Here is a 25,164-nt window from a genome sequence, read left to right as displayed (position 1 = left end):
ATACAACTACCTTTCAGAAATTTTCTGTGTAAGAATAATATCTTGATAACTTGTGTGTTCAGTTCTGCCACACCATGAACCATAATGGGGAGGAGTCTGCATTTCTAGCCCATATTTATTTAATAGAGTACGAATATCTTCCTCAAGATAGGCAACTGCGAAATTCGGGATATCTTTATTTAGAACATAACAATTGTCAATTTGATGGTAAAAACCTAACGGACTTAGTCCTGCATTTAAGTAATAGGAAGATTCAGGATTAATTAAAAAGAAAGTAATAAAACATCTCCCATCTTTTTTCAGAACTCGTGCAATCTCGCGTACGTAATGTTCTAATTCTTTCGGAAGAAGATGGGTAAATACAGACGTTAAAAAAATAAAATCGAATGATTCATCTTCATATGGAAACTTGTATTGGGAAGCATCTTCTTTTCCATCGGGATTGTAGAATTGGTTATATATATCGACATGTTCAAAATGGAAATTGTTACGGCGTGTTGAAATGTTATTTTTGCACCATGTAATTCCCTTATTAAATAAGTCAAATCCATAATAATTACCATCATCGCTTAAATAGTTCATTAATGGAACCGCCATCCGGCCGATACCACAGCCTACATCTAACACTGTTTCATTTGATTTTAAATTGCCAATTTCAATAAAATACTGCATAAACTCTTTTCCAACTTCTTCAAAATGACCACCTACATATTGAACAAGTTCTGGAGGTGGGATTAATGTGATTTTTTTCTCATTTTCGTTCAAAAAATTCACACCTTTCTTATAGTAAAGTAGGAAATTTCTACTTTATATTGAGGGGAGCTTTGCTTTTATTCATTACAAGATTGGTTTTCATGAATTAGTAGTATAATAGTACCCCTCAACTAAATATTTTTTTGTTCTATTCTTTTCTCCAAAAAATACCGAAATCATCGATTTGAGTCATAGGAGTTTTTATGTTTCTTTCACTTCTGAAATCTGTTACAGCCTCTGCGCATGTTATCAGTCCATAATCATCAATAATAATAAAGCCACCTATTGAAACTTTATCGTATAAATTTACAAGACTATCCATCGTTGATTCATACATATCACCATCAAGGCGTGCAATTGCAATTTTTTCTATCGGTGCTGAAGGCAATGTATCTTTAAACCAACCCTTTAAAAATTTCACCTGATCATTTAATAAATCATATTTTCTAAAGTTTTCTTGCACTGTTTCTAAAGAAACTCGTAAGTAATCGAATGTGTGCAAATAATCACCGTAATCTTTCGGATATTGTTCTAAGTTAGGTGCGGGCAGACCTTCAAACGAATCGGCAACCCATACAGTACGATCCTTAATGTTGTTTGCTTGTAAAAACCCATTCATAAAAATGCATGATCCTCCGCGCCATACACCAGTTTCAATAAAATCACCTTCTATATTTTCCCTGACTACAGTTTCCATCGCCTCTTGTAATTGATTCATACGTTTTCGCCCAACCATACTATGTGCAGCTCTTGGCCAATCCTTGCCACCTTGACGCTCATTGTTTGAAACGTTAGGATTAACGATTTTTAAATTGTGATTTTCTATATACTGCTTAAGAAATAAAGGAAGGGGAACCGTAACTGGTTCATATGATAGTTCTTTAGAAATATGTAACGAAGCAGGTAAGTATGGTTCGTATTCCAACCATATTTCAAATAAAATTGTTTTCTTTAATAACTCGAGATAAAGCTGGACAGCCGATTTATTTTCCATATAAGTGCCTCCTGAAGAATGTCATACAACATTATGACTATGTAGAAAAGAAGGATTTAATGATTGAATTTACCAATGAAAAAGCAGTAAAACTGATATCAGTTTTACTGCTAAGTAAAAATTTAAGCGATTTTTTCAATAATAATGGATGCACTCGTACCAAGAGCTAATGATAATCCAAGCCCTGTAACAATTACTTCAACTAATGATGGAGTTGTCGTAATTTGCGTAATTGCTTGAATAACGATAGGTGCTCCAAGTGAGATTAAACTTGATCCAGTACCTGGTACAGGTACTCCATTCACTTGGATTGTAAGACCTCCTAATGCACTGACTGTTGCAGTATTAGCGATAACAGTAATTTTATAGAATCCAGTTTCACTAATTACGAAAGTATCAGCATCTAATTGAGAAATTGCTGTACCAAACTGAGATCCAACAGTATTAAATGGTAGTGGATCATTAATTCCTAGATCTAAAGAAATCCCACCGGAGTTAAATGCATATAATCCTGCTGGAAGTCCTAGCCCTGATGGTCCAGTCGGTCCAGTTGGCCCAGTCGGTCCGGTAGCCCCAGTCGGTCCAGTAGCACCAGTGTCACCAGTTGGCCCAGTCGGTCCAGTAGCACCAGTGTCACCAGTTGGCCCAGTTGGCCCAGTTGATCCAGTCGTACCAGTTGTACCAGTTGGCCCAGTTGGTCCAGTCGTACCAGTTGTACCAGTTGGCCCAGTCGGTCCAGTAGCACCAGTTGGTCCAGTTGTACCAGTTGGCCCAGTCGGTCCAGTCGGTCCAGTCGGTCCAGTTGGCCCAGTTGGTACAGTTGGCCCAGTCGGCCCAGTTGGTCCAGTCGGAAGGGTAAACGGTGGTATTGGTGGTAATGTTGGTCCTACAAGATTAGGGTCAAATGCACTAGCTGATAAAGATTCATCGGGATTCAATCCATCTGAATAATTATTATTTGACATAAATTCACCTCCATAAAGCGTTCATTATATAGTAGATGCAAAACCGAAAGAAAATGACACGGACATTTGAATTATTGAAAAGAAATCTTAAACTGCTTGTGCAAGTTAAAAAAGTGGAAAGTTTATTGTATGTATAACATATGATTGATTTGGAAGAGGGTGATTATGTTGAACAAGCAAGGAATTACAATTAGTTTATGTATGATTGTTCGAGATGAGGAAGATACAATAGGTCGATGTTTAGATGCAGTCGAAAAAATTGTTGATGAAATTATTATAGTTGATACAGGTTCCATTGATCGAACGAAAGAAATTGTAGCTCAATATACCTCTAACATATATGACTTTCCATGGATTAATGATTTTGCAGCAGCAAGAAATTTTTCTTTTTCAAAAGCAACGCAAGAGTATATATTGTGGCTAGATGCAGATGACGTATTATTAGAAGATGCTCAAGAAGCATTGAAACTTTTAAAAAGAGAATTAGATCCTAAAATTGATGCTGTTTCGATGCCGTATCATCTTGCATTGGATTCTAGCGGGAAACCTTTATATTGTACAAAAAGAAATCGACTTGTAAAGCGTGAAAAACAATTTCAATGGTTTGGAAAGGTTCATGAGTATTTAGCTATTTCTGGTGAAACTTTTAGTAGTAATGTTGCTATTACACATAAAAAAGAAAAAAAGGTAACAAATCGTAATTTGAAAATTTTTCAAAATGCTGTAGCTGCAGGAGAAGAATTGAGTCCGAGAGATTTATTTTATTACGCTAATGAATCTATGGATAACCAAAAATATGATGATGCAGTTATGCTATATGAAACATTTCTTAATCAAGATGAAGGATGGTATGAAGAGAAAATTTATGCATGTGGTAAGTTAGGAGATTGCTATGCAAAGCTTGGATCATGGGAAAAGGCAATTGAATCTTGCGTGAAGTCGTTTCGATATGATGTTCCTAGAGGGGAGAATTGTACAAGAATAGGATATATATATATGGAACAACAAAAATATAACGAAGCGATATTTTGGTTTAAACTTGCAACGGAAGTACCAATGGCGACGGAGAGTCCATTTCATAGTCCAGCGAGCTACACATGGCTTCCCTATTTACAAATGTGTATTTGTTATAGCAAGTTAGGAGATCAAGACAAAGCTTATTATTACAACGAATTAGCGGCTGCTTATGTTCCAAATAATGCTGCAATCGAATATAACCGCAAATATTTTCGGAGTGTTTTTGATAAACAATATAAATCGTTATAGGCAGCTTTTTTTAGAAATGGCTCATCGCGATTCTAACTCTAATAGATTGGCTATATAGTAAAGTATCGGCAATGTAACTAGTACAGGTTACATTTATAGACTTTAAATGAGATTTATATTTCAAATTCAATTTGCATAAGGAGTGTGTAAAATGAATTCCCCAAAAAATTCTTTATACGAAGAAAAGTCTGGGCATTATTATAATGCAGTGAATCCGAATTTATTAAAGCATATAAAAAAGGAATGGAAAGAAGTTCTTGATATCGGTTGCTCGAGTGGTGCATTGGGAGCTGCCATAAAAGAAAATGGCACACGTGTATCTGGAATTGAGGCATTCCCAGAGGCGGCAGAACAAGCAAAAGAAAAACTAGATCATGTCGTTTTAGGCGATATAGAAACAATGGATATGCCGTACGAGGAGGAGCAATTTGATTGCGTTATATTTGGTGACGTATTAGAGCATTTATTTGATCCTTGGGCTGTAATAGAAAAAGTAAAGCCATATATAAAAGAAAATGGTGTGATTTTAGCAAGTATACCAAACGTTGCTCACATTTCAGTATTAGCACCGTTACTTGCTGGAAATTGGACGTATACAGAATATGGTTTATTAGATAAAACGCATATTCGTTTCTTTACATTTAATGAAATGCTCCGAATGTTTTTAAAAGCAGGATATTCGATTAGTAAAGTAGATCGTGTATATATTGATCATAAAGTGTATGAACCGTTAATTGAGGAGTTATATGGAATTTGTAAGAAATATCGTCTTGGAAGTGGCTTCATGGCTGAGACGGTCGTATTTCAGTATATTATTGAAGCAGAAAAATCACAGTTATGAGTGCTGGTGAAAAAACAATATTATTTGTTACGTGTATAAATGATCGGAAAATGTATGCACAGTGTGTACGGCATATATTGAGATTGGCAGTGCCTCCAGGATATATTGTACAATTTATGCCAATTCGGAATGCGAAAAGTATGACGAGCGGATATAATCAAGCGATTTCGCATCCAGCGAAATATAAAGTATATATACACCAAGATGTTTTCATTATGAATGTGGCATTTTTATACGGATTACTTCAATTATTTAACGAACATGAACATCTTGGAATGATTGGAATGATTGGAGCCCAGTATGTTCCTCCAAACGGGATATGGAATGAAGGCAAGGGAGTTGTTGGGAAAGTAATTGGTTATATGAACGATTTATTTTATATGGCAACGCAAGAACAACCGTACCATGAGTCAAAAACATTTATGCCTGTGGAATGTATAGACGGTTTATTGATGGCAACGCAATACGATATTCCGTGGCGAGAAGACTTGTTTGATGGGTTTGACTATTATGATGTATCTCAGTCATTTGAATTTAGAAAAGCTGGCTATACAGTTGGGGTTCCTGTACAGCGTGATGCGTGGTGCATTCACTATCATATTGATGTAAATATGACCAACTATGACAAGTATAGAAAGATATTTGTGGAGAACTATATGTCAGATGTAAATCAAGACGAATAGAGGGGCTACAAAATGAAGGATCGTACAATATTAGTTGTTGTCTGTGTAAAAAATGAAGAGCTATTTGAACAATGCGAGAGACAAATAAGAAACCTTTTTGTTCCCCCTGATTATGTCGTGCAAATTTTTCCGATACGAGATGCGAAAAGTATGGCAAGCGCATATAACCGAGCGCTTTCATATCCCGCGAAGTATAAGGTTTATATACATCAGGACACTTATCTTATTAATCGAGAGATGTTTTATACACTTATTTCTCTGTTTAAAGATAATGAAAAGCTCGGCTTAATTGGAGTAGCTGGAGCCCAATTTTTACCGAGTAACGGGATATGGTGGGAAGGGAAAAATTTAGTAGGGAAAGTGATTGAGTATAGAAGACGGAATTATCAACTATTAAATTTAGATCAGGGGTTTTATGGAACCCAATCTTTTATGTCGGTGCAGGCAATTGATGGCTTATTCATGGCAACGCAGTATGATATTCCGTGGCGAGAAGATTTGTTTCAAGGGTTCCACTTTTATGATGTATCACAGTCTTTAGAGTTTCAAAGGGCTGGTTATTTAATTGGTATCCCAAATCAATCAAATTTATGGTGTATTCATTATAATGGAGATGAATTTGATGCGGATACATATGAGAAAGATCGAAAAGTGTTTGTAGAACAGTATAAAGATATATTATCTCCATCATAAGGGAGAGATGCAGAGTGAAAGGGATTATTTTAGCAGGCGGTACTGGATCGAGGTTATACCCAATAACGAAAGTAACGAATAAACATTTGCTTCCTGTTGGACGTTATCCAATGATTTATCATGCGGTATATAAGCTGAAACAATGCGAGATTACAGATATTATGATTATTACAGGTAAAGAGCATATGGGAGATGTTGTTAGTTTTTTAGGAAGCGGTCAAGAGTTTGGCGTGTCCTTTACGTATCGTGTGCAAGATAAGGCTGGTGGAATTGCGCAAGCATTAGGGCTTTGTGAAGATTTCGTTGGGAATGATCGCATGGTAGTTATATTAGGTGATAATATTTTTTCGGATGATATTCGTCCGTATGTTGAAGAGTTTGCAAATCAAAAAGAAGGTGCGAAAGTACTGCTGCAATCTGTAGATGATCCGGAGAGATTTGGCGTAGCAAATATTCAAAACGGCAAAATAATTGAAATTGAAGAAAAGCCGAAAGAGCCGAAAAGTTCCTATGCAGTCACAGGAATTTATTTGTATGATTCGAAAGTCTTTTCTTATATAAAAGAATTAAAACCTTCCGCAAGGGGAGAGCTTGAAATTACAGATATCAATAATTGGTACTTAAAACGTGAGGTACTTACTTATAATGAAATGAGCGGTTGGTGGACTGATGCAGGAACTCATGTTTCTCTTCAAAGGGCGAATATGTTAGCGCGGGATATAAACTTTGGTAAACAGTTTAACGGAGAATAGGTGAGAATATGGAAGTTATAGAAACAAACTTTACCGACGCAAAATTGTTAGAACCGAGGTTATTTGGAGATGAGCGTGGCTTTTTTACTGAAAGTTATAATAAGAAGGTGCTAGAAACATTAGGAGTTACGTATTCATTTGTACAGGATAATGTTTCGTATTCGACAGAAGCGGGAACGATTCGGGGGTTACACTTTCAAAAAAATCCGAAAGCACAAACGAAACTTATTCAAGTTATGCAAGGAGCAATTTATGACGTTATCGTTGATTTGCGAAAAGATTCACCAACTTTTAAACAATGGAGAGGATATATTTTAAGCGCGGATAATCATCGGCAATTATTAGTGCCAAAAGGATTTGCACATGGTTTTTGTACACTTGTCCCGCATACGATTGTTATGTATAAAGTAGATGAGTATTATAGTGCTAATCATGACTCAGGGGTACTTTGGAATGATAAAGACTTAGCGATTCCATGGCCGGTAACAAGCCCTATTTTGTCTGATAAAGATCGAATATTACCATCGCTTCAGGAATGTGAAGATAGTTTTTGAGTAGGAGAGTTGTGTATGAATATATTAGTAACAGGTGGGGCCGGATTTATTGGAAGTAATTTTGTGCATTATATGTTACAAAGCTATGAAACATATAAAATTATTAATTTCGATGTATTAACATATAGTGGAAACTTAAATAATGTAAAGTCTATTCAAGATCATCCGAATTACTATTTTGTAAAAGGTGAAATTCAAAATGGAGAGCTGCTGGAGCATGTTATTAAGGAACGTGATGTGCAAGTCATTGTCAATTTCGCAGCTGAATCACATGTGGACCGTAGTATTGAAAATCCGCTTCCTTTTTATGATACAAATGTAATTGGGACAGTCACCTTATTAGAATTAGTAAAAAAATATCCGCATATTAAACTCGTGCAAGTATCAACGGATGAGGTGTATGGCTCTTTAGGAAAAACAGGACGATTTACCGAGGAAACCCCGTTAGCTCCAAATAGTCCATATTCTTCAAGCAAAGCGAGCGCCGATATGATAGCTTTATCTTATTATAAAACATATCAATTACCAGTTATAGTAACGCGTTGTTCCAATAACTACGGGCCGTATCAATATCCTGAAAAACTAATTCCGTTAATGGTTACGAATGCGCTCGAAGGAAAAAAATTACCGTTATATGGCGATGGATTAAATGTAAGAGATTGGTTACATGTAACGGATCATTGTCGTGCGATTGACGTTGTTTTGCATAAGGGACGTATAGGAGAAGTATATAATATAGGTGGAAATAATGAAAAAACAAATATAGATGTTGTGGAACAAATTATTACTCTCTTAGGAAAAACGGAAAAGGATATTGAATATGTGACAGATCGTTTAGGACACGACCGCCGTTATGCGATTGATGCAGAGAAAATGAAGAATGAATTTGATTGGGAACCGAAGTATACGTTTGAGCAAGGGTTGCAAGAAACGGTGCAATGGTATGAGAAGAATGAGGAATGGTGGAAACCATTAAAAAAGTAAGGGGCATATAAATGAGAGAACGGATTATCATAACAGGAGCAAATGGTCAATTGGGAAAGCAACTACAAGAAGAGTTAAATCCTGAAGAATATGACATATATCCATTTGATAAAAATTCACTAGATATAACAAATATATCCAAAGTGCAGCAAGTGGTACAAAAAATAAGGCCACATATCATTATTCATTGTGCAGCGTATACAAAGGTTGATCAAGCTGAGAAAGAACGAGATCTTGCTTATAGAATAAATGCAATAGGGGCTCGAAATGTAGCAGTTGCCTCACAATTAGTGGAGGCAAAGTTAGTTTATATTAGTACGGATTATGTATTTCAAGGTGATAGACCGGAAGGGTACGATGAATTTCATAATCCGGCGCCGATAAATATATACGGGGCTTCTAAATATGCGGGAGAGCAGTTCGTCAAAGAGTTACATAATAAATACTTTATCGTTCGTACATCATGGTTGTATGGTAAGTATGGAAATAATTTTGTGAAAACGATGATGCGATTAGGGAAAGAAAGAGAAGAAGTATCTGTTGTAGCGGATCAAATCGGTTCTCCTACGTATGTGGCGGATTTAAATGTAATGATTAATAAGCTCATCCATACTTCTTTATACGGTACGTATCACGTATCCAATAGAGGATCATGTTCTTGGTTTGAATTTGCAAAGAAAATATTTTCGTATGCGAATATGAAAGTGGATGTATTACCGGTTTCAACTGAAGAATTTGGATCGGCGGCAGCGAGACCAAAATATTCTATTTTCCAACATAACATGCTGCGATTAAATGGTTTTTTACAAATGCCTTCTTGGGAAGAAGGATTAGAGCGTTTTTTTATAGAAACAAAAAGTCATTAACAATTTTCAGTTAATGACTTTTTTGTTTGCCTTTAAGAGGTTTTATGTTACTATAATTATAGTATCAGGTACTAATAACAAGTATAAGTATTTCTGGGAGGATATATCATGGAACTATTACAAGGGAAAACATTTGTTGTTATGGGCGTTGCGAACCAAAGAAGTATTGCATGGGGAATTGCTCGCTCTTTGCATAATGCAGGTGCAAAATTAATCTTCACATATGCAGGAGAACGTTTAGAGAGAAACGTTCGTGAATTAGCGGATACATTAGAAGGACAAGAGTCACTTGTATTACCTTGTGATGTAACAAATGATGAAGAACTTACAGCTTGCTTTGAAACAATCAAACAAGAAGTTGGTACAATTCACGGTGTAGCACATTGTATTGCTTTTGCAAATCGTGACGACTTAAAAGGTGAATTTGTAGATACTTCTCGCGATGGATTTTTACTTGCACAAAATATTAGTGCATTCTCTTTAACAGCTGTAGCAAGAGAAGCGAAGAAAGTAATGACAGAAGGCGGAAATATTTTAACGTTAACATATCTTGGCGGCGAGCGCGTTGTGAAAAACTATAACGTTATGGGTGTAGCAAAAGCTTCATTAGAAGCGAGCGTGAAATATTTAGCTAACGATTTAGGTCAACATGGCATTCGCGTTAACGCTATTTCTGCAGGTCCAATTCGTACGTTATCTGCAAAAGGTGTAGGCGACTTTAACTCAATCTTAAGAGAAATTGAGGAGCGCGCACCACTTCGTCGTACAACAACGCAAGAAGAAGTTGGGGATACAGCAGTATTCTTATTCAGTGATTTAGCACGCGGCGTAACAGGAGAAAACATTCACGTTGATTCAGGGTATCATATCTTAGGATAAATATAATATTAATTTTAAAGGACAATCTCTACATGTTGAGATTGTCCTTTTTATTTGTTCTTAGAAAGAACGATTTTTAACGAAAGTTCTTACCACGTTATGAATATAAGTATAATAGTACACGATTTATTCAGCTACGTATGGAAGTGGGAGGGACGAGTGTGAAGAATAAAAATAAAAGTTCAACAGTTGGAAAACCGTTGTTATATATTGCGCAAGTAAGTTTGGAACTTGCTGCACCGAAAATCAAAAGAATTATTTTAACAAACTTTGAAAATGAGGATCAAAAAGAGGAAAGTAATAGAAACGAAAATGTTGTAAGTAGTGCGGTGGAAGAGGTAATAGAAGAGCAACAAGAGCAAAAAGAGCAACAAGTAGAAGAGAAAATAGAAGAAGAAGAGGAACTGGAACAGAAACAGAAAGAACCAGTGAGAACTGTCCCGTATAATAAATCATTTAAGGATATGAATAATGAAGAGAAAATTCATTTTTTATTAAATCGCCCTCATTATATTCCGAAAGTAAGGTGCAGAATAAAAACAGCTACAGTCTCATATGTTGGATCAATCATCTCGTATCGTAATGGAATTGTAGCCATTATGCCGCCAAATAGTATGAGAGATATTAGGTTATCTATAGAGGAGATAAAATCGATTGATATGGCCGGCTTTTAAATATGTAAAGGTGGTAGAAATCTTCTACCACCCCAATAGTTTTTTAGTTTACTTCACTTATTAGATAGTAACGTCGCGTAAGCATTGAATCGCACAGAAACAGCTTAAATCAACAGTAATACAAGTAGATGTCGATACTAGTCTTGCATTTGGTACAGCTAAAAACGTACAAATTGGATCGTCAGTAGGTGGTACCGGAGTACCGTCACCTAATACTACACTTAATACACGTAGCACAGCACAGCTATCATCATCTACGCTTTCCACACGGAAAATTGGAGATCGGCAGCTAGTAAGGCTTGATGATGGTGCAAATGCTTCAAAAGGTACTCCAGCTTTTGTGTATAAAATAAAAGGACGTGTATTTGCTACTGATGCAGTATTGTGTGCACCTAAAAATGGAATTTCACAACCAGATCCACACGTTGTTGTAGAACAATCTTGTAATTCATTGATGAATTTTACAACGTCAACTACACAATGAGAAGAGCCATGGTGTTTATTTTCGTTACAACTCATTAATGTCACTCCTTATCTTCTTGTTTGTATTTACATTAATAAGATATTGGAGTCGAGGAGATTTGGTCACAATCTCAAGACCTTTTTTTTTAAATAGGCGAAAGAAGATAAGGGAAGGTGGAATTATGCTGTTTACAAGTTGGCTTTTATTTTTTATTTTCGCGTTAGCTGCTTTTAGGCTCACCCGTTTAATTGTTTATGATAAAATTACAGCTTTTTTGCGAAGACCGTTTATTGACGAATTAGAGATTACAGAACCGGATGGAAGTGTATCAACTTTTACAAAAGTAAAAGGTAAAGGATTAAGAAAGTGGGTTGGCGAATTATTAAGCTGTTATTGGTGTACAGGTGTATGGGTTAGTGCTTTTTTATTAGTGTTATATAATTGGATTCCAATCGTTGCAGAGCCGTTACTTGCATTATTAGCTATTGCAGGAGCAGCAGCAATCATTGAAACGATTACAGGATATTTTATGGGAGAATAATATATTTCCATAATACGAGAAAAAGCGGAGTTTAAAAGAATGAGGGAACGGAAATAAAGAGTTGTTCATATAGTAAATAGACAGAATTGACAGTAGAGGAGATGTTTGCTGTGAGCAATAATCCAAGGCAAAATTCATATGACCTGCAGCAATGGTATCACATGCAGCAACAACACCAAGCACAACAACAGGCATATCAAGAACAATTACAGCAACAAGGATTTGTGAAGAAAAAGGGATGTAATTGTGGAAAAAAAAAGAACACAATAAAACACTATGAAGAATGAAACACTCATGTTACTGTGAGTGTTTTTTATTATACATATAAAAAAGCGGTATTTCTGTATTAGAAATACCGCTTTTTACTAGCTAATTTGTGCAACTGTTAATGCTGCAGCACGGATGTCTACAGTTCCAATTAACTGGACTGGTACAATTTGAATTAAGTCACCAGGGTTTAAGTTAATCAGAATAACCCCGCTGGATACGTCTACTTCACCAGTACCAATAACGTTAGAACGAACCGCTGTACCTGATCCAGGAATAATGTTAGCTGGTGTACCTAATGATAAGAAGAAACGACCAGCTTCTGGTGCAACAGGTGAGTTATCAAGACTAATTGTTAATGTATAACTGATTTGATAAATACCAGCTCGTAGAATTCGAATGCCATCTCCGACACTTACTGTATCATTTATTACAGGAACAGGAATATTTGGATTGGGGCTTACGCTAGGTAATAGTAGTGGTGTAAATAGTGAAGCGAACTGAGGTGCAGACGCGTTGAAAGCAAAACCGAAGGCAGGTAGTGTACTAGCTGGTTTTGCCTCGCAATCAATTTTCGTAAATTCGCAATCAGAAGAGAACATGTTTTTCACTCCTTTATCTGTTTCTACTTTCAGTTAATGAAAAGGACAGGTTCTATGTTCTAGACAAGTTCCCAATTTTAAGAAATTTACATAATAATACTCTTTAAGCATGGATTGGGTGGCAGATAATTCTGCCACCCAATCCATGCTTAACTCATTATTTAGTTTTAAATCGTAACATCACGTAAGCATTGAATAGCGCAGAAGCAACTTAAATCAACAGTAATACAAGTGTTAGTCGATATTAATCTTGCATTTGGTACAGCCAAAAACGTACAGATTGGATCGTCAGTAGGTGGTACAGGAGAGGTATCACCTAATACGACACTTAATACACGCAATACAGCACAATCATCATCATCTATACTCTCGACACGGAAAATTGGAGAGCGGCAGCTAGTAAGGCTTGCAGATGGCGCGAATGCTTCAAAAGGTACTCCAGCTTTTGTGTATAAAATAAAAGGACGTGTATTTGCTACGGATGCACTATTGTGTGCGCCTAAAAATGGAACTTCGCAACCCGATCCACATGTTGTCGTTGCACATTCTTGTAGTTCATGTATAAAACGAACGACATTTGATACACAGTTGAAATCACAATCGTGATGATGATGATGATGGTCTTCGTTACAATTGCAGCTCATTATGTTCACTCCTTATCGTGAGTTCTGACATACACTATTACAATATGAATGAGATATGGTTGATATTACGTTAATTCTTACGATAAAAGCAGGGAATTTATATAGTAGGGATGTACATAATACAATATAAAAAAAGACATCCTTATTTCGTGGATGTCTTTTCAGGTAAATCTTTTCGCACAGTATACAAAAAGCGAGATATATCTAATTTTTTTCCTCTGAAAAATTGCGGAGAGGAAATGTACAATTCTTCTTTCGCACGTGTAATTGCGACATAAAGTAGTCGGCGTTCTTCTTCTAAAGCTTCAGAAGTCTCTGTAACACGATCATTTGCATCTTTTAAAGAAGAAGTATGAGGCAGAATACCATCGCTCGCCCCGAGTAAAAAGACACATGGAAATTCAAGGCCTTTTGCGTTATGAATAGACATAAGCGAAACAGCATCTTTTTGCGGCATTGTTTTTAATGCTTCCATTTCTTTTTGCCCTTGAATGGCTTCATCAATAAATTGTAAATAAGCTGGAATGTCAGTGAAACGAGTTGCAGACTCCATTAATTCTTCTAACATTTCTTCTTGTATATCTTTATGCATCGTAAAGGAAGAACGATCGTTACTTTGTAAGTACTCTAAATACTTTCCTTTACCATGAATAATTTCTTTTAATGCTTTTTTCGGTTCTAATTCTTTTATAAATTTAATAAAATCGATACGCTCATTTACCTTTTTCACTTGAAAAGGTTTTAAGTTCGGATTTAATAATAAGAAATGAAGAAGAGAAGGGAAACGGCCTTCACCATATTTCCATTGTTCACGTTCAATAAATGAAATACAATCATCACGCCCGATATACATCGTTGGCAATATGTTTGAAAGTGATTCTAATCGAAATGGTTCAATTACGAGTCGTAAATGATCCAATACAGGCTTAATTAAAGAATGTTCATAAAATGACTGACTCGCACCGTGTTTAATAAACGGGATTTTATGAATGGTAAGCTGATCAAGTAACGAACGGCTTACAGAATGTGTGCGATACAGCAAACAAAAATCTTTATAATTTCGTTCACCACTATCTACTTTTTCTTGAATGAGCTGCAAAATTTGATTTGCTTCATCAAGAGTCGTAGCCGGTCTTGCGTAAAAAGGTTGTACACCTTCTTCACGAACAGAATATAGCTCTTTATCAAACCGTTCTTGATTTAGTTTGATAACTTCATTTCCAAGTCCGACAATAAAAGGATTGGATCGATAATTCGTATTAAGGGCGATAATCGTAGTGTTATCAAATTCTTTTGGAAAAGATAAAATAATTTGGTGACTTGCTCCTCGCCAACCGTATATCGCTTGATCGTCATCACCTGCGATAAATAAATTATTTCTTGGCGAAGCTAACAATTTTACAATTTCATATTGAGCATACGATGTATCTTGGAACTCATCTACTTCAATATAGTGGAAACGTTGTTGTAATTGGGTAAGCAAAGGAGCGTTATTTTCTAACATATAATATGTTTCTAATAAGATGTCATCGAAATCAATATAATTATATCGTTGTTTCACTTCTTCAAAACGCTCGTATACTTCTTTAAATTCTTGTTCAACGGGTGTTTTTGCTTTTACATCTTTCGGACGATTTAATTTGTTTTTCTCAAGTGAAATCATCGCGAGCATCGTTTCAGCATCATAATCGTCTTTTAAACGCAATTCTTTTAAAATTTTCTTTATCATAATTTGTTTATGTTTTTCGTTTGCTAAAATTTGCTGATTATATCCTTGACTACGAAGCAATTTTAAAAAGACAGAGTGGAATGTACCGGCAACAACGTAGCTACTTGCCGCATGATTCATACCCGGTAAATTCGCTACACGATTTCGGATTTCTTCAGCCGCTTTTTGTGTAAATGTAAGTAATAAAATATTTCGCGGATGAACTTGTTTTACATTTACTAAATAACCGACGCGAGTTGTTAAAACAGATGTTTTCCCGCTTCCGGCACCAGCCAGTGTAAGAACAGGGCCTTCTGTCGTTCGTACGGCTTCTAATTGTTTTTCGTTTAAAAATACATTTTGCTGTTCGAGAGCGCGAAAATACGCTGCATCTGCATCTTCTTCCATAATTAAATGGGTAGATGTTTTTGGAATATGATATGTTGCACGTGGAATATCAGCGTGCGTTAATGATTTTTGTGAAAATTTTTCTTGTGTCATATATTCACCTTCAAAACTATAGCATCAACATTTAACTTTAGCGGAAGAAAAAGAAAATAGCAATGTAAAAAACAGGAGGGGATACCTCCTGTTTTCAAATTACAATTCTTTTATCATAACGATGTGAGGAATATTTGCTTCCATAAATACATCAGAATTCGTTACATATCCAAGTTTCTTATAGAAATCTTCTGCATGTGTTTGAGCATGCAGCTTCAATTTTGGTAGCGAGTTTTCCTTCGCATATGCTTCAAGTGCATTCATAACAATTTTTCCGATGCCTTTTTTTCGATGGGAAGCTAGTACGCAAATGCGTTCCATTTTTCCTATTCCATCAATGGTGCGAAAACGCCCAGCACCAACGGGAACATCATTATCATATATAACGACGTGTATGGAAGTTTCTTCAAACTCATCATACTCTTCTTCGGCAGAAACTTGCTGTTCCTTCACAAATACTTGCTTACGTACAGAGAATGCATCTCTTAGTTGTTCGTCCGTTTGTACGATCTGTGCATGCAAATTAGTTGTTCCCCTTTCCAAGGCGGAATGTTTCGTGTACAGTCCATGTTCCGTTTTCTAATTGATACAGAAGGTGGAAGCGGTCAATTGGTTGTTCGTAATAGAAATCTTTCATACGTAATCGACCTAGTACATCAGCATGCTCTGCATCTGATAAGCCTTGTCCAATTGTTAAATGAGGTACAAAAGCGTATTCGCGTTCTTGTGTAAAGAATCCGCTATGCATTTCCTCATTTAAGAAAGTAAGTTCAGGTGTTTTTTCTACTTTAAAATAAATAACATTATTAACAGGTGCGAATGAACCAACTTTTCCAACATGAAGGGTGAAAGGGTTCGTTTTACTTGCGATTGTATGTAACTCGTTTACAATCGATTCTAATTGTTCATCTTGCGTCTCAAAGGGTGTTTTCAATGTAATATGTGGCGGAACTAATGCGTAGTGCGGATCATAACGTTTACGCAATCCGTTCGCTTTATCTTGAATCATTTTAGATGGAAAAATTACAATGCCTAATTTCATGTTCCAATTCCTCCCTTTGTAAGTCTAGTTAGATTTTGAGAAAATAACTCTCTTAATCTATTATATCAAATTATTCTGAATACTGCTCTCTATTATTTCATTGATAGCATATGAGAGAAAGCTTTCGGTAAATCAGTTTGCCAATATTTCCACGTATGATTACCTTCAAACTCCTCGTAATGCGTGATGAAATTTCTATCTGTCAGAAGCGTATTAAGCTCACGGTTCGGCCCTACGAAATCAGATACTTGTCCATCCGTGCGCTTTACAGCTGTTTCTTCTGTCCCAATAACGTGATAAAGCTCTAGCGCCTCCGGATTTTTGAAGTCTTTTGCTAAGTTCATTACTGTTTCATCCACAAATGGTGATTGCATAACGACTTTACCGAATGTATGCGGATACATAAGTGCAGTCATAAAGGAAACTGTTCCGCCAAGAGAATCTCCAATTAGCACGCGACCTTTTCCCATTTGGTACGTTGGATAATTTTCATCGATATATGGCGCAAGTTCATGAGCAAGGAAACGAATATAAGCAGCGTTTTTTACTTCGTTTGGGAAATATTTTTCTTTACGATCGTGTACATTTTTATATGGAATACCGACAATAATTGTACGGTCAATTTCTTCAGTTTCACGAAGGCGCTCAATTACACGGTGTGCTTTCCCAAGCTGAAAATAATCTCTGCCATCTTGTGCAATGACAACTGTATGTTTGTGCAGCGGTGTGTAATTTACCGGTAAGTAAACGAGAAGTGTAACATCTTCTTGAAGTGATGCACTATAAAATGAAATCTCTTCAATTCTCCCAATTGTTTGATTCATGTAGATCCCCCTAAATAAAAATTTACTGTAATAATTGTAAGAGCGACGCTTGTAGTGAAAAAGAAAGAAATATTCACTAATAGGTGCTTTCGTTTCTATTTTACCATAATGGTACGAAGAATCTAAAAAATTAGTATTTAAGTTAGGAAAGAAAACGGATATAATGAAGTGGGATTTTTGACAGGTGAGAGGGGAGACGGAATTTGAAACAAGAAAGATCAATCGCACTACCATTAGCCATTTCCATTATAGCCATTTCATTCGCAGCAGTTTTTGTAAAGATGTCCTTAGCACCATCTTCCATATTAAGTATGTATCGATTATGGATTATCGTACTTCTTATGCTGCCTATCGTTTGGAAAAAACGGGAAGAGTTTAGTAAGATTCAAATAAAAGATTGGGGATTTTTAATTGGATCTGGTTTCTTTTTAGCACTTCATTTTCTTTTATGGTTTGAATCTTTAAAGCATACAACAGTTGCGAGTTCGACGATTATTTTAGCGCTTCAACCAATCGTATCTTTAGTTGGAGGTTTTTTCTTATTTAAAGAAAGAACAACATACTCAGCCATTGCGACAATGGGAATTGCGATATTAGGTGTAGTGTGTATTGGTTGGGGAGATTTAGGACTAAGTAAACAAGCAATTTATGGAGATATATTATCCTTTTTAAGTGTAATAGCAGTTGTCGGTTATTTATTTATCGGGCAAACGACAGTAAAGAAAGTATCACACTGGATTTACAGCTTTACAGTCTTTGCATTCGCAGGTATTTTTATGGGAATTTATAATATAGTATTGCAAGTGCCTTTTACAGGTTATACAAAGTGGGATTGGACCGTTTTTCTTTTACTTGCGGTCGTGCCGACAGTGTCACACGTCATTAATAATTGGTTATTAAACTACGTAAATGCAACAACAATTTCGATGAGTATTTTAGGGGAACCAGTTGGAGCATCAATACTAGCGTTCTTCTTACTTGGGGAAAGATTAAATGCTATGCAAATGATCGGTAGCATACTCGTATTGTTTGGTGTATCTGTTTTCTTATTGCAGCAACAAAAAAGAACAGCAAAAAATGTCGTAAACGAGCCTGTTTATACACAGGAATTATAATGTTAAGAGAGAAAAGAGAAGTTGTGATACTTCTCTTTTTGTTTTATAGAAATACGGGCGTAGAAGGGGGAGGGAAATGGAGTTTCTATCAAAAAAAGATGCATGGTTATATCCGATTTTTTTCGTTGTCATGGGAGCGTGTTTTGCTCCCATATTTGCAGGAAGGGAATATTTTCTTTTGTTTTTCACAATCCCATTATCTATCTTATTGATGTGGAGTTGGTTTTCAACAAAATACATTGTTGGAGAAGAAACAATTACTATTAGATCCGGTTTCGTGAAAAAGTGCATATTGATACGAGATATAAAACAAATTTCAAATACGAAAAATCCAGTAGCAGCCTATGCATTGTCACTTGATCGACTTGAAATTATTTATGGATCACATCAAACAGAAATTATTTCTCCTAAAGATAAAGAGAAATTTATCAATCTCGTTACAAGTAAAAATCCACACATTGAAATAAAGTAAAAGAGTGGCTTCATAGCCACTCTTTTACTTTGGGTTTGTCATATAAGGTTGTACATGAATGATACATAGGTCCCTGAACTTACCTTCAGCAGTTGTAACAATTACGACTGCTCTACCTGCACTTTTTCCAGTAATCGTTACTGTATCACCTTTTGGATACAGTGTGATAACATCAGCATTCATATTCGTCCAAATAAGTTCGTTATTGGTTGCTTGTACTGGCAAAACAGTGGCGGACAACTCAGTGCTTTGGCCAGTTCTTATTTTCAACTTATTTTTTTCCATATGAACACCGATGACTGAAATAACAGAAGGAGCGATTGAAATTTTAGGTGGATTAGGTTGTATGTTCAAACAAGACGCAGAAGTATTGGTGATAGGTGAAAATTTTCGTGTTTGTTGTTGCTGGAAAGCTGCTAACATGTTGGAGTCCCCTTTCTGTATAAGTGCTGATAGTACTACTATAAAGGAGTAGTGTTACGTTTAATTTAATGAAACATAAAGAAATTGTTAAATTCGAGCAGAAGATTGTCGAACATTGATAAATTGCAAATTTAATTAGTTCTTTACCAATCGGGCAGTTATTTCCCACCTAGCTCCTTCGTATTCGCCGAATTTTGAGGTGTGAGTCTTATTGCCAACAAATAGCGGGATAAAAAGAAAGCTCTGCTATCATAACAGCAGAGCTTTTCCTTTATAGATTATCACTATGTTGTTTTTCGAAATTCTCAAATTGCTCTGTAGTTTCTTTTGAAGGCTGTGTTAGTAAACTAACAATTACGATTACTAGTAAACTAATAGTGAAACCAGGAATCATTTCATATAAGAATTCTTTTAAGAATTTGAATTGAGTCCAAATAATGACTGTAGCGGCACCAGAAATCATACCAGCAAGTGCGCCCCACTTCGTCATACGTTTCCAGTATAAGCTTAATAAAATAGCAGGTCCGAATGAAGAGCCAAATCCAGCCCAAGCGTATCCAACAAGAGCTAAAATCGTATCATTTTGTTTAAACGCTAATGCACATCCAACTAATGCAATAACAAGTACAGCCATACGGCCGACAAATACAAGCTCTTTATCAGAAGCAGAACGTTTAAAGAAAGTACGATATAAGTCTTCAGTTATGGCACTAGAAGTAACGAGTAACTGAGATGAGATTGTACTCATAATTGCTGCTAAAATAGCGGCTAATAAAAATCCAGTAATAAGCGGGTGGAATAAAATTTTTCCCAGTTCAAGGAAAATTGTCTCTGGATTGGATAGCTTTAATCCTTTGTCTGAGTAGTATGCAATACCGATAAGACCAGTAAACATAGCTCCAACAACAGAGAAAATCATCCAGCTCATACCAATTCGTCTTGCACTTTTAATTTCTTTTACAGAAGAAATTGCCATAAATCGTACGATAATATGTGGTTGTCCAACATAACCAAGGCCCCATGCGAATAATGAAATAATACCTAATACAGAAGTGCCTTTAAAAATGTCTAATAATGTTGGATCAATTGATTTAATTGTGCTAAATGCTGGACCAAGCCCATTTACATTCATAATTGTAACAGTAGGAACAAGAATAAGAGCAATTACCATAATGATTCCTTGCACGAAGTCTGTCCAACTTACTGCTAAGAAACCACCAAATAACGTGTAAGCAACAACAACGCCTGCAACAATGAATAATCCAACATGGTAGTTCATACCAAATGAATTTTCAAATAATACAGCGCCTGAAACTAATCCTGAAGCTACATAAAAAGTAAAGAAAATCATAATAACAAGCCCAGATACTAAGCGTAGCATATGGGATTTGTCTTGGAATCGGTGTTCCAAAAATTCTGGGATAGTAATAGAGTTGTTTGCAATTTCTGAGTAGGTACGTAAGCGAGGAGCGACATATAGCCAGTTTGCGTATGCGCCTAGTGTTAGGCCGATCGCAATCCAACTACTACTTAATCCAACGCTAAACATTGCACCGGGTAAGCCCATTAAAAGCCAACCACTCATATCGGATGCTCCAGCACTTAATGCTGTTACTGCGGGGCCTAGTGTACGCCCGCCAAGCATATAATCTGTTAAGTTGGACGTTCGTTTATAGGCGAAATAGCCAATCACTAACATCCCGAGCATGTAAATAGAGATAGAAGTTAAAGTTAACATCTGCGTACTCATGTAGTTCCCCTTCCTTTTGTCATGTCTTTTGATGCGTTATGCATATTTATAATCTATCATGATTATTCTGAAAAATCCATATAGAAATATGAATTTTCAGAAATGTAAGCGTTTTTCGATGTCATTTTACTTTTTTAATATATAATATTCATACAAAAAACCTTATTTTTAATAGAGTATTTATTATATTTACATAAAAAGAGGTTGTTTTGTCAATATAATATTGAAAGGAGAGAAAAATAAAATTTTTTAAAAAGTATTGACTTGTGAAAAAAGTTAGGTCTATAATGAGTGCAACTTAAAAAAATGCAAGCGTTGATGAAGAAGAGTACACATGATGAACATGTCAGAGAGCTGATGGTTGGTGCGAATCAGTATGGAATTGATGTGGAATGGGCTTCGGAGCTTCCAAACCGAAACGAAAGAAGTAGGCTTTGGCGACATGATCTCATCGATACAAGAGACACGTATTGTTTTTGATACGGTAAAGTGCGTTACGTTCGTAACGAATTAAGGTGGCACCACGGGAGTACCCGTCCTTTCTATAGGATGAGTACTCCCTTTTTGTGTATAAAAAATTAAATAGAAGAAATCGTTTAAGTAAGAAGAGTACGTATATTGGAGACGTTACAGAGAGCCGGGGATAGGTGGGAGCCCGGTGCGGTGCCATATACGGAATGGGCTTACGAGAGGTATGCTGAACAATTATTTTCAGTAGGCAACCCGGGTTCCGCCGTTACAAGGATAAGGTATAAATTTTGTACCTGAACAAAGCGGGATGCTTTTGCATCCAACACGAGGTGGTACCGCGGTATATTTATCGTCCTCTACATATTTTCGATATGTAGAGGACTTTTTTATTTTTCAGGGCGAGGTGAAGGACATGATGACGAAAGAAGAATTTATAAAACAAAAAAGAGAGAGAAAGACATTTTTAGTAATCACTGAAGAAGAAGGAGATAGCATTACGCCAATTTCTTTATATAGACGTATGAAAGGTAAAAAGAAATTTTTATTAGAAAGCTCACAGCTTCATCAAGATAAAGGACGCTATTCTTACTTAGGGTGTAATCCGTATGGGGAAGTGAAAAGTGTTGGTACGGAAGTGGAACGAACGATTTACGGCAGGTCAGAAAAGTTGCAAAGTAACGTACTACAAGTGTTAGAAGAAATAATCGCGTCAGCTCAGGTAGATAGTCCTTTTCCATTTTGCGGGGGAGCAGTTGGATATATTGGCTATGATGTCATTCGGCAATATGAAAACATTGGAGCAGATTTACATGATCCATTGAATATTCCAGAAGTACACCTTTTACTATACCGTGAGTTTATCGTGTATGACCACTTACGCCAAAAGTTGTCGTTTGTATATGTATGCAGGGAAGATGATTCAGCAGATTATGAAGAAGTATACGAAAGGCTACGAGTATACAAACAGGAAGTACTACAGGGAGAAGAAGCGGGAGTAACTGAAGTAAGATCAACATTATCATTCACTTCTTCTGTAACGGAAAGAGAATTTTGCGTGATGGTAGAAACGGCGAAAGAACACATCGGGGCCGGGGACATATTTCAAGTTGTATTATCTCAGCGTTTGCAAAGCGAATGTATTGGTGATCCATTCGCGTTATATCGAAAACTTCGAATTGCCAATCCATCACCATATATGTTTTATATCGATTTTCAAGATTATGTTGTACTCGGTTCTTCGCCAGAAAGTTTGTTATCAGTAAGAGAGGATAAAGTGATGACGAATCCAATTGCCGGTACGAGACCGAGAGGGAAAACGAAGGAGGAAGATACGGAGGTTGAAAAAGAACTGTTAGAAAATGAGAAAGAGCGAGCGGAGCATATGATGCTTGTAGATCTTGGGCGAAATGATATTGGTAGGGTGAGTGAAATCGGCTCAGTTACGATAGATAAATATATGAAAGTAGAAAAATATTCTCATGTTATGCACATTGTATCTGAAGTTTACGGAACATTGCGAAAACGAATGAGCGGATTTGATGCATTAGCGTATTGCTTACCAGCGGGGACGGTATCAGGTGCTCCGAAAATTAGAGCGATGGAAATTATAAATGAGCTAGAGAATGAAAAAAGAAATGTATACGCTGGTGCAGTTGGATACGTTAGTTTTTCAGGGAATCTTGATATGGCGCTCGCCATTCGAACAATGGTCGTAAAGGATGAAAAAGCATACGTTCAGGCAGGAGCGGGCATCGTTTACGATTCAGATCCAGTAGCTGAATATGAAGAAACATTAAATAAAGCGAGAGCGCTATTGGAGGTAATGAAATGATTGTACTGATCGATAATTATGATTCATTCACATATAACTTGTACCAACTATTAGGCGAATACGAAGTAGAAATTTTTGTCGTAAGAAATGATCAAATAACGATAGAACAATTAGAAGAAATGAACCCAAAAGGAATTGTGCTTTCGCCAGGACCAGGAAAACCAGAGGATGCTGGCATTTGTATTGAAGTGATTCATCATTTTTATAAGAACGTTCCCATATTAGGTATTTGCCTTGGTCATCAAGCAATTATATCAGCGTTTGGAGGAGAGATTGTAAGAGCAGAGCGCATTAAACACGGAAAAACATCGCGTGTGAAACATAACGGAACGTCAATCTTTTCATATGTCACGCAGCCGCTAACAGCGATGCGCTACCATTCTCTTGTTGCAGCACAAACGAGCTTGCCACAGTGTTTTGACATATTAGCGACAGCGATGGACGATGGAGAAATAATGGCAGTTCGTCACAATTATTATCCGCTCTTCGGATTACAGTTTCATCCGGAATCAATCGCGACAGAAGAAGGCGGAAAGTTAATACGTGCCTTTTTAGGCGAAGTGAAAGAGGAGGAAAGAGTATGAATAACTATCTTCGTAAATTGGTGGAGGGACAACATTTAACAGAAGAGGAAATGTATAAAGCGGGGCTTCTTTTATTAAATGAAAACATATTGGAAAGTGAAATTGCAGCTTTCTTAGTCTTACTGAAAGCGAAAGGTGAAACGGCAGAAGAAATATACGGTCTCGTTCGAGCTCTTCGCGAAAAGGCATTACCGTTTTCGAATCATATACAAGGCGCGATGGACAATTGCGGGACAGGTGGTGACGGTGCCCAAACGTTTAATATTAGCACAACATCAGCATTTGTACTGGCAGGAGCTGACGTAAAGGTTGCAAAACATGGTAATCGTGCTGTTTCTAGTAAAACAGGAAGTGCAGATTTATTAGAAGAACTCGGTGTAAATATTAGTAGTACGCCAAACGAAATTGATTATTTATTAGAGCATGTCGGAATCGCATTTTTATTCGCACCAGCGATGCATCCAGCATTAAAGCGCATTATGAAAATAAGAAAAGAATTAAACGTTCCGACGATCTTTAACTTAATTGGACCGTTAACGAATCCGGTGAATTTAGAAACACAATTTGTCGGCATTTATAAACGAGATATGTTACTACCAGTTGCGCAAGTACTACAGAAACTAGGAAGAAAACAAGCACTTGTCGTAAACGGAAGTGGGTTTTTAGATGAAGCATCATTGCAAGGAGAAAATCATGTTGTCATTTTAAAAGATAATGAAATAGTAGAAACGAGTATTGAACCTGAGAAATATGGATTCTCAATAGTGAAAAACGAAGAGATTAGAGGAGGGAATTCGAAAGAAAATGCAAAGATTACGCTCGGAGTATTAAGCGGAGAGAAGAGTGTTTACCGTGATACTGTTTTATTCAATGCAGGGCTTGCTCTTTTCGCAAATGGAAAAGCAAAGACGATTGAAGAAGGAATAACACTCGCAGCACATAGCATTGACTCTGGAAAAGCATTAGCGAAACTAAACTTATTAATTGCAGCAAGTAACGAAAAATTAGAAAGGGTGAATTAA

At 36.4% G+C, this 25,164-nt stretch carries 29 protein-coding genes and 2 other annotated features; of the genes, 17 read left to right on the top strand and 12 right to left on the bottom strand.

The annotated features are described in order from the left end of the window. Positions 1–6: 6 nt before the first annotated feature. From QCI47_RS21950 to QCI47_RS21940, 3 genes are all read right to left on the bottom strand, one after another. Entirely contained in the window at positions 7–765 is a 759-nt protein-coding gene (locus tag QCI47_RS21950) for a class I SAM-dependent methyltransferase (protein ID WP_001004741.1), read from the bottom strand. A 136-nt stretch (positions 766–901) separates the two neighbouring features. Then, entirely contained in the window at positions 902–1,747 is an 846-nt protein-coding gene (locus QCI47_RS21945) for a TylF/MycF family methyltransferase (protein ID WP_000428847.1), read from the bottom strand. A 122-nt stretch (positions 1,748–1,869) separates the two neighbouring features. Further along, the gene (locus QCI47_RS21940; protein WP_353811949.1) at positions 1,870–2,712 is read right to left on the bottom strand and encodes a BclA C-terminal domain-containing protein; all 843 of its coding nucleotides are present in this window, start codon (positions 2,710–2,712) and stop codon (positions 1,870–1,872) included. Positions 2,713–2,877: 165 nt separating this feature from the next. Here QCI47_RS21940 and QCI47_RS21935 point away from each other — a divergent pair, with 165 nt between their 5' ends. The 10 genes from QCI47_RS21935 (at position 2,878) to QCI47_RS21890 (ending at position 10,904) form a co-directional block, all read left to right on the top strand. Beyond that, positions 2,878–3,978, top strand: coding sequence for a glycosyltransferase (locus QCI47_RS21935; protein WP_000932900.1), 1,101 nt, complete (start codon positions 2,878–2,880; stop codon positions 3,976–3,978). A 151-nt stretch (positions 3,979–4,129) separates the two neighbouring features. Further along, positions 4,130–4,819, top strand: coding sequence for a class I SAM-dependent methyltransferase (locus QCI47_RS21930; RefSeq protein WP_001087862.1), 690 nt, complete (start codon positions 4,130–4,132; stop codon positions 4,817–4,819). After that, the gene (locus QCI47_RS21925) at positions 4,816–5,502 is read left to right on the top strand and encodes a glycosyltransferase family protein (RefSeq protein WP_001272381.1); all 687 of its coding nucleotides are present in this window, start codon (positions 4,816–4,818) and stop codon (positions 5,500–5,502) included. Before QCI47_RS21930 ends, QCI47_RS21925 begins: the two co-directional genes overlap by 4 nt. Before the next feature lie 12 nt (positions 5,503–5,514). Beyond that, positions 5,515–6,195, top strand: coding sequence for a glycosyltransferase family protein (locus tag QCI47_RS21920; RefSeq protein WP_353811948.1), 681 nt, complete (start codon positions 5,515–5,517; stop codon positions 6,193–6,195). A 14-nt stretch (positions 6,196–6,209) separates the two neighbouring features. Further along, positions 6,210–6,947: a sugar phosphate nucleotidyltransferase gene (locus QCI47_RS21915; protein WP_000676174.1), complete on the top strand. Its 738-nt coding sequence runs from the start codon at positions 6,210–6,212 to the stop codon at positions 6,945–6,947. Between the two features lie 8 nt (positions 6,948–6,955). Beyond that, complete coding sequence (gene rfbC, locus QCI47_RS21910) at positions 6,956–7,501, top strand: dTDP-4-dehydrorhamnose 3,5-epimerase (RefSeq protein ID WP_000451992.1); 546 nt, start codon at positions 6,956–6,958, stop codon at positions 7,499–7,501. 15 nt (positions 7,502–7,516) lie between these two features. Further along, the gene (rfbB, locus tag QCI47_RS21905; protein WP_309422099.1) at positions 7,517–8,485 is read left to right on the top strand and encodes a dTDP-glucose 4,6-dehydratase; all 969 of its coding nucleotides are present in this window, start codon (positions 7,517–7,519) and stop codon (positions 8,483–8,485) included. Between the two features lie 11 nt (positions 8,486–8,496). Beyond that, positions 8,497–9,351, top strand: a complete 855-nt coding sequence (rfbD, locus tag QCI47_RS21900) for a dTDP-4-dehydrorhamnose reductase (protein WP_309422100.1) — start codon at positions 8,497–8,499, stop codon at positions 9,349–9,351. A gap of 108 nt (positions 9,352–9,459) precedes the next feature. Continuing rightward, complete coding sequence (gene fabI, locus QCI47_RS21895) at positions 9,460–10,230, top strand: enoyl-ACP reductase FabI (RefSeq protein WP_000421886.1); 771 nt, start codon at positions 9,460–9,462, stop codon at positions 10,228–10,230. 140 nt (positions 10,231–10,370) lie between these two features. Further along, entirely contained in the window at positions 10,371–10,904 is a 534-nt protein-coding gene (locus tag QCI47_RS21890; protein ID WP_074532198.1) for a spore coat CotO family protein, read from the top strand. A 60-nt stretch (positions 10,905–10,964) separates the two neighbouring features. On the opposite strand, the gene exsY is transcribed toward QCI47_RS21890, so the two are convergent. Further along, positions 10,965–11,423, bottom strand: coding sequence for an exosporium assembly protein ExsY (gene exsY / locus QCI47_RS21885; protein WP_001277736.1), 459 nt, complete (start codon positions 11,421–11,423; stop codon positions 10,965–10,967). Positions 11,424–11,548: 125 nt separating this feature from the next. Between exsY and QCI47_RS21880 the strand changes: the two genes are divergently transcribed. Next, positions 11,549–11,908: a DUF1360 domain-containing protein gene (locus tag QCI47_RS21880; RefSeq protein WP_000899663.1), complete on the top strand. Its 360-nt coding sequence runs from the start codon at positions 11,549–11,551 to the stop codon at positions 11,906–11,908. Between the two features lie 101 nt (positions 11,909–12,009). Then, entirely contained in the window at positions 12,010–12,195 is a 186-nt protein-coding gene (locus QCI47_RS21875) for a hypothetical protein (RefSeq protein WP_011181560.1), read from the top strand. Positions 12,196–12,273: 78 nt separating this feature from the next. Here QCI47_RS21875 and exsF read toward each other — a convergent pair whose 3' ends face one another. The 6 genes from exsF to QCI47_RS21845 form a co-directional block, all read right to left on the bottom strand. Next, positions 12,274–12,777: an exosporium protein ExsF gene (gene exsF, locus QCI47_RS21870; RefSeq protein ID WP_000492930.1), complete on the bottom strand. Its 504-nt coding sequence runs from the start codon at positions 12,775–12,777 to the stop codon at positions 12,274–12,276. A 167-nt stretch (positions 12,778–12,944) separates the two neighbouring features. Beyond that, on the bottom strand, positions 12,945–13,421 hold the full coding sequence (cotY, locus tag QCI47_RS21865) for a spore coat protein CotY (protein WP_309422102.1): 477 nt from the start codon (positions 13,419–13,421) through the stop codon (positions 12,945–12,947). Positions 13,422–13,563: 142 nt separating this feature from the next. Continuing rightward, on the bottom strand, positions 13,564–15,630 hold the full coding sequence (locus tag QCI47_RS21860; protein WP_000191174.1) for an ATP-dependent helicase: 2,067 nt from the start codon (positions 15,628–15,630) through the stop codon (positions 13,564–13,566). 99 nt (positions 15,631–15,729) lie between these two features. Further along, complete coding sequence (locus tag QCI47_RS21855) at positions 15,730–16,152, bottom strand: GNAT family N-acetyltransferase (protein WP_000543279.1); 423 nt, start codon at positions 16,150–16,152, stop codon at positions 15,730–15,732. 1 nt (position 16,153) lies between these two features. Continuing rightward, positions 16,154–16,672 carry a YjcG family protein gene (locus QCI47_RS21850; RefSeq protein ID WP_000765876.1) on the bottom strand — a complete coding sequence of 173 codons (519 nt, stop codon included), beginning with the start codon at positions 16,670–16,672 and terminating at the stop codon, positions 16,154–16,156. Between the two features lie 92 nt (positions 16,673–16,764). Continuing rightward, positions 16,765–17,496 (bottom strand): alpha/beta hydrolase, encoded by a 732-nt coding sequence (locus QCI47_RS21845; protein WP_001076848.1) that lies wholly within the window; start codon positions 17,494–17,496, stop codon positions 16,765–16,767. A gap of 203 nt (positions 17,497–17,699) precedes the next feature. Here QCI47_RS21845 and QCI47_RS21840 point away from each other — a divergent pair, with 203 nt between their 5' ends. Beyond that, on the top strand, positions 17,700–18,611 hold the full coding sequence (locus QCI47_RS21840) for a DMT family transporter (RefSeq protein ID WP_309422103.1): 912 nt from the start codon (positions 17,700–17,702) through the stop codon (positions 18,609–18,611). A 76-nt stretch (positions 18,612–18,687) separates the two neighbouring features. Further along, positions 18,688–19,083, top strand: coding sequence for a PH domain-containing protein (locus tag QCI47_RS21835; RefSeq protein WP_309422104.1), 396 nt, complete (start codon positions 18,688–18,690; stop codon positions 19,081–19,083). 24 nt (positions 19,084–19,107) lie between these two features. Here QCI47_RS21835 and QCI47_RS21830 read toward each other — a convergent pair whose 3' ends face one another. Both QCI47_RS21830 and putP read right to left on the bottom strand, forming a co-directional pair. Continuing rightward, positions 19,108–19,506 carry an Ig-like domain-containing protein gene (locus QCI47_RS21830; protein ID WP_000878719.1) on the bottom strand — a complete coding sequence of 133 codons (399 nt, stop codon included), beginning with the start codon at positions 19,504–19,506 and terminating at the stop codon, positions 19,108–19,110. Between the two features lie 271 nt (positions 19,507–19,777). Beyond that, positions 19,778–21,256 (bottom strand): sodium/proline symporter PutP, encoded by a 1,479-nt coding sequence (gene putP / locus QCI47_RS21825; protein WP_086707417.1) that lies wholly within the window; start codon positions 21,254–21,256, stop codon positions 19,778–19,780. A 306-nt stretch (positions 21,257–21,562) separates the two neighbouring features. Further along, positions 21,563–21,800 (top strand) — a binding site (T-box leader). Between the two features lie 42 nt (positions 21,801–21,842). Further along, positions 21,843–22,087 (top strand) — a binding site (T-box leader). 52 nt (positions 22,088–22,139) lie between these two features. On the opposite strand from putP, the gene trpE reads away from it, so the two are divergent. From trpE to trpD, 3 genes are read left to right on the top strand one after another with little or no spacing between them, the layout of a single operon-like run. Next, positions 22,140–23,558, top strand: a complete 1,419-nt coding sequence (trpE, locus tag QCI47_RS21820; protein WP_309422106.1) for an anthranilate synthase component I — start codon at positions 22,140–22,142, stop codon at positions 23,556–23,558. Continuing rightward, positions 23,555–24,142 carry an anthranilate synthase component II gene (locus QCI47_RS21815; RefSeq protein ID WP_309422107.1) on the top strand — a complete coding sequence of 196 codons (588 nt, stop codon included), beginning with the start codon at positions 23,555–23,557 and terminating at the stop codon, positions 24,140–24,142. Before trpE ends, QCI47_RS21815 begins: the two co-directional genes overlap by 4 nt. Then, the gene (gene trpD / locus QCI47_RS21810) at positions 24,139–25,164 is read left to right on the top strand and encodes an anthranilate phosphoribosyltransferase (RefSeq protein WP_001067336.1); all 1,026 of its coding nucleotides are present in this window, start codon (positions 24,139–24,141) and stop codon (positions 25,162–25,164) included. Before QCI47_RS21815 ends, trpD begins: the two co-directional genes overlap by 4 nt.

The organism is Bacillus cereus group sp. RP29 (genome assembly GCF_040459765.1).
GTDB lineage: Bacteria > Bacillota > Bacilli > Bacillales > Bacillaceae_G > Bacillus_A > Bacillus_A paranthracis.
This window is presented reverse-complemented; position numbering and strand designations above follow the sequence as displayed.

Coding starts and splice junctions, on each gene's coding strand:
- QCI47_RS21945 (WP_000428847.1), bottom strand. CDS start 1,747: ATGGAAAATAAATCGGCTGTCCAGCTTTATCTCGAGTTATTAAAGAAA.
- QCI47_RS21940 (WP_353811949.1), bottom strand. CDS start 2,712: ATGTCAAATAATAATTATTCAGATGGATTGAATCCCGATGAATCTTTA.
- QCI47_RS21935 (WP_000932900.1), top strand. CDS start 2,878: ATGTTGAACAAGCAAGGAATTACAATTAGTTTATGTATGATTGTTCGA.
- QCI47_RS21930 (WP_001087862.1), top strand. CDS start 4,130: ATGAATTCCCCAAAAAATTCTTTATACGAAGAAAAGTCTGGGCATTAT.
- QCI47_RS21925 (WP_001272381.1), top strand. CDS start 4,816: ATGAGTGCTGGTGAAAAAACAATATTATTTGTTACGTGTATAAATGAT.
- QCI47_RS21920 (WP_353811948.1), top strand. CDS start 5,515: ATGAAGGATCGTACAATATTAGTTGTTGTCTGTGTAAAAAATGAAGAG.
- rfbC (WP_000451992.1), top strand. CDS start 6,956: ATGGAAGTTATAGAAACAAACTTTACCGACGCAAAATTGTTAGAACCG.
- rfbB (WP_309422099.1), top strand. CDS start 7,517: ATGAATATATTAGTAACAGGTGGGGCCGGATTTATTGGAAGTAATTTT.
- rfbD (WP_309422100.1), top strand. CDS start 8,497: ATGAGAGAACGGATTATCATAACAGGAGCAAATGGTCAATTGGGAAAG.
- fabI (WP_000421886.1), top strand. CDS start 9,460: ATGGAACTATTACAAGGGAAAACATTTGTTGTTATGGGCGTTGCGAAC.
- QCI47_RS21890 (WP_074532198.1), top strand. CDS start 10,371: ATGGAAGTGGGAGGGACGAGTGTGAAGAATAAAAATAAAAGTTCAACA.
- exsY (WP_001277736.1), bottom strand. CDS start 11,423: ATGAGTTGTAACGAAAATAAACACCATGGCTCTTCTCATTGTGTAGTT.
- QCI47_RS21880 (WP_000899663.1), top strand. CDS start 11,549: ATGCTGTTTACAAGTTGGCTTTTATTTTTTATTTTCGCGTTAGCTGCT.
- QCI47_RS21875 (WP_011181560.1), top strand. CDS start 12,010: ATGTTTGCTGTGAGCAATAATCCAAGGCAAAATTCATATGACCTGCAG.
- exsF (WP_000492930.1), bottom strand. CDS start 12,777: ATGTTCTCTTCTGATTGCGAATTTACGAAAATTGATTGCGAGGCAAAA.
- cotY (WP_309422102.1), bottom strand. CDS start 13,421: ATGAGCTGCAATTGTAACGAAGACCATCATCATCATCATCACGATTGT.
- QCI47_RS21860 (WP_000191174.1), bottom strand. CDS start 15,630: ATGACACAAGAAAAATTTTCACAAAAATCATTAACGCACGCTGATATT.
- QCI47_RS21850 (WP_000765876.1), bottom strand. CDS start 16,672: ATGAAATTAGGCATTGTAATTTTTCCATCTAAAATGATTCAAGATAAA.
- QCI47_RS21845 (WP_001076848.1), bottom strand. CDS start 17,496: ATGAATCAAACAATTGGGAGAATTGAAGAGATTTCATTTTATAGTGCA.
- QCI47_RS21835 (WP_309422104.1), top strand. CDS start 18,688: ATGGAGTTTCTATCAAAAAAAGATGCATGGTTATATCCGATTTTTTTC.
- QCI47_RS21830 (WP_000878719.1), bottom strand. CDS start 19,506: ATGTTAGCAGCTTTCCAGCAACAACAAACACGAAAATTTTCACCTATC.
- putP (WP_086707417.1), bottom strand. CDS start 21,256: ATGAGTACGCAGATGTTAACTTTAACTTCTATCTCTATTTACATGCTC.
- trpE (WP_309422106.1), top strand. CDS start 22,140: ATGATGACGAAAGAAGAATTTATAAAACAAAAAAGAGAGAGAAAGACA.
- QCI47_RS21815 (WP_309422107.1), top strand. CDS start 23,555: ATGATTGTACTGATCGATAATTATGATTCATTCACATATAACTTGTAC.
- trpD (WP_001067336.1), top strand. CDS start 24,139: ATGAATAACTATCTTCGTAAATTGGTGGAGGGACAACATTTAACAGAA.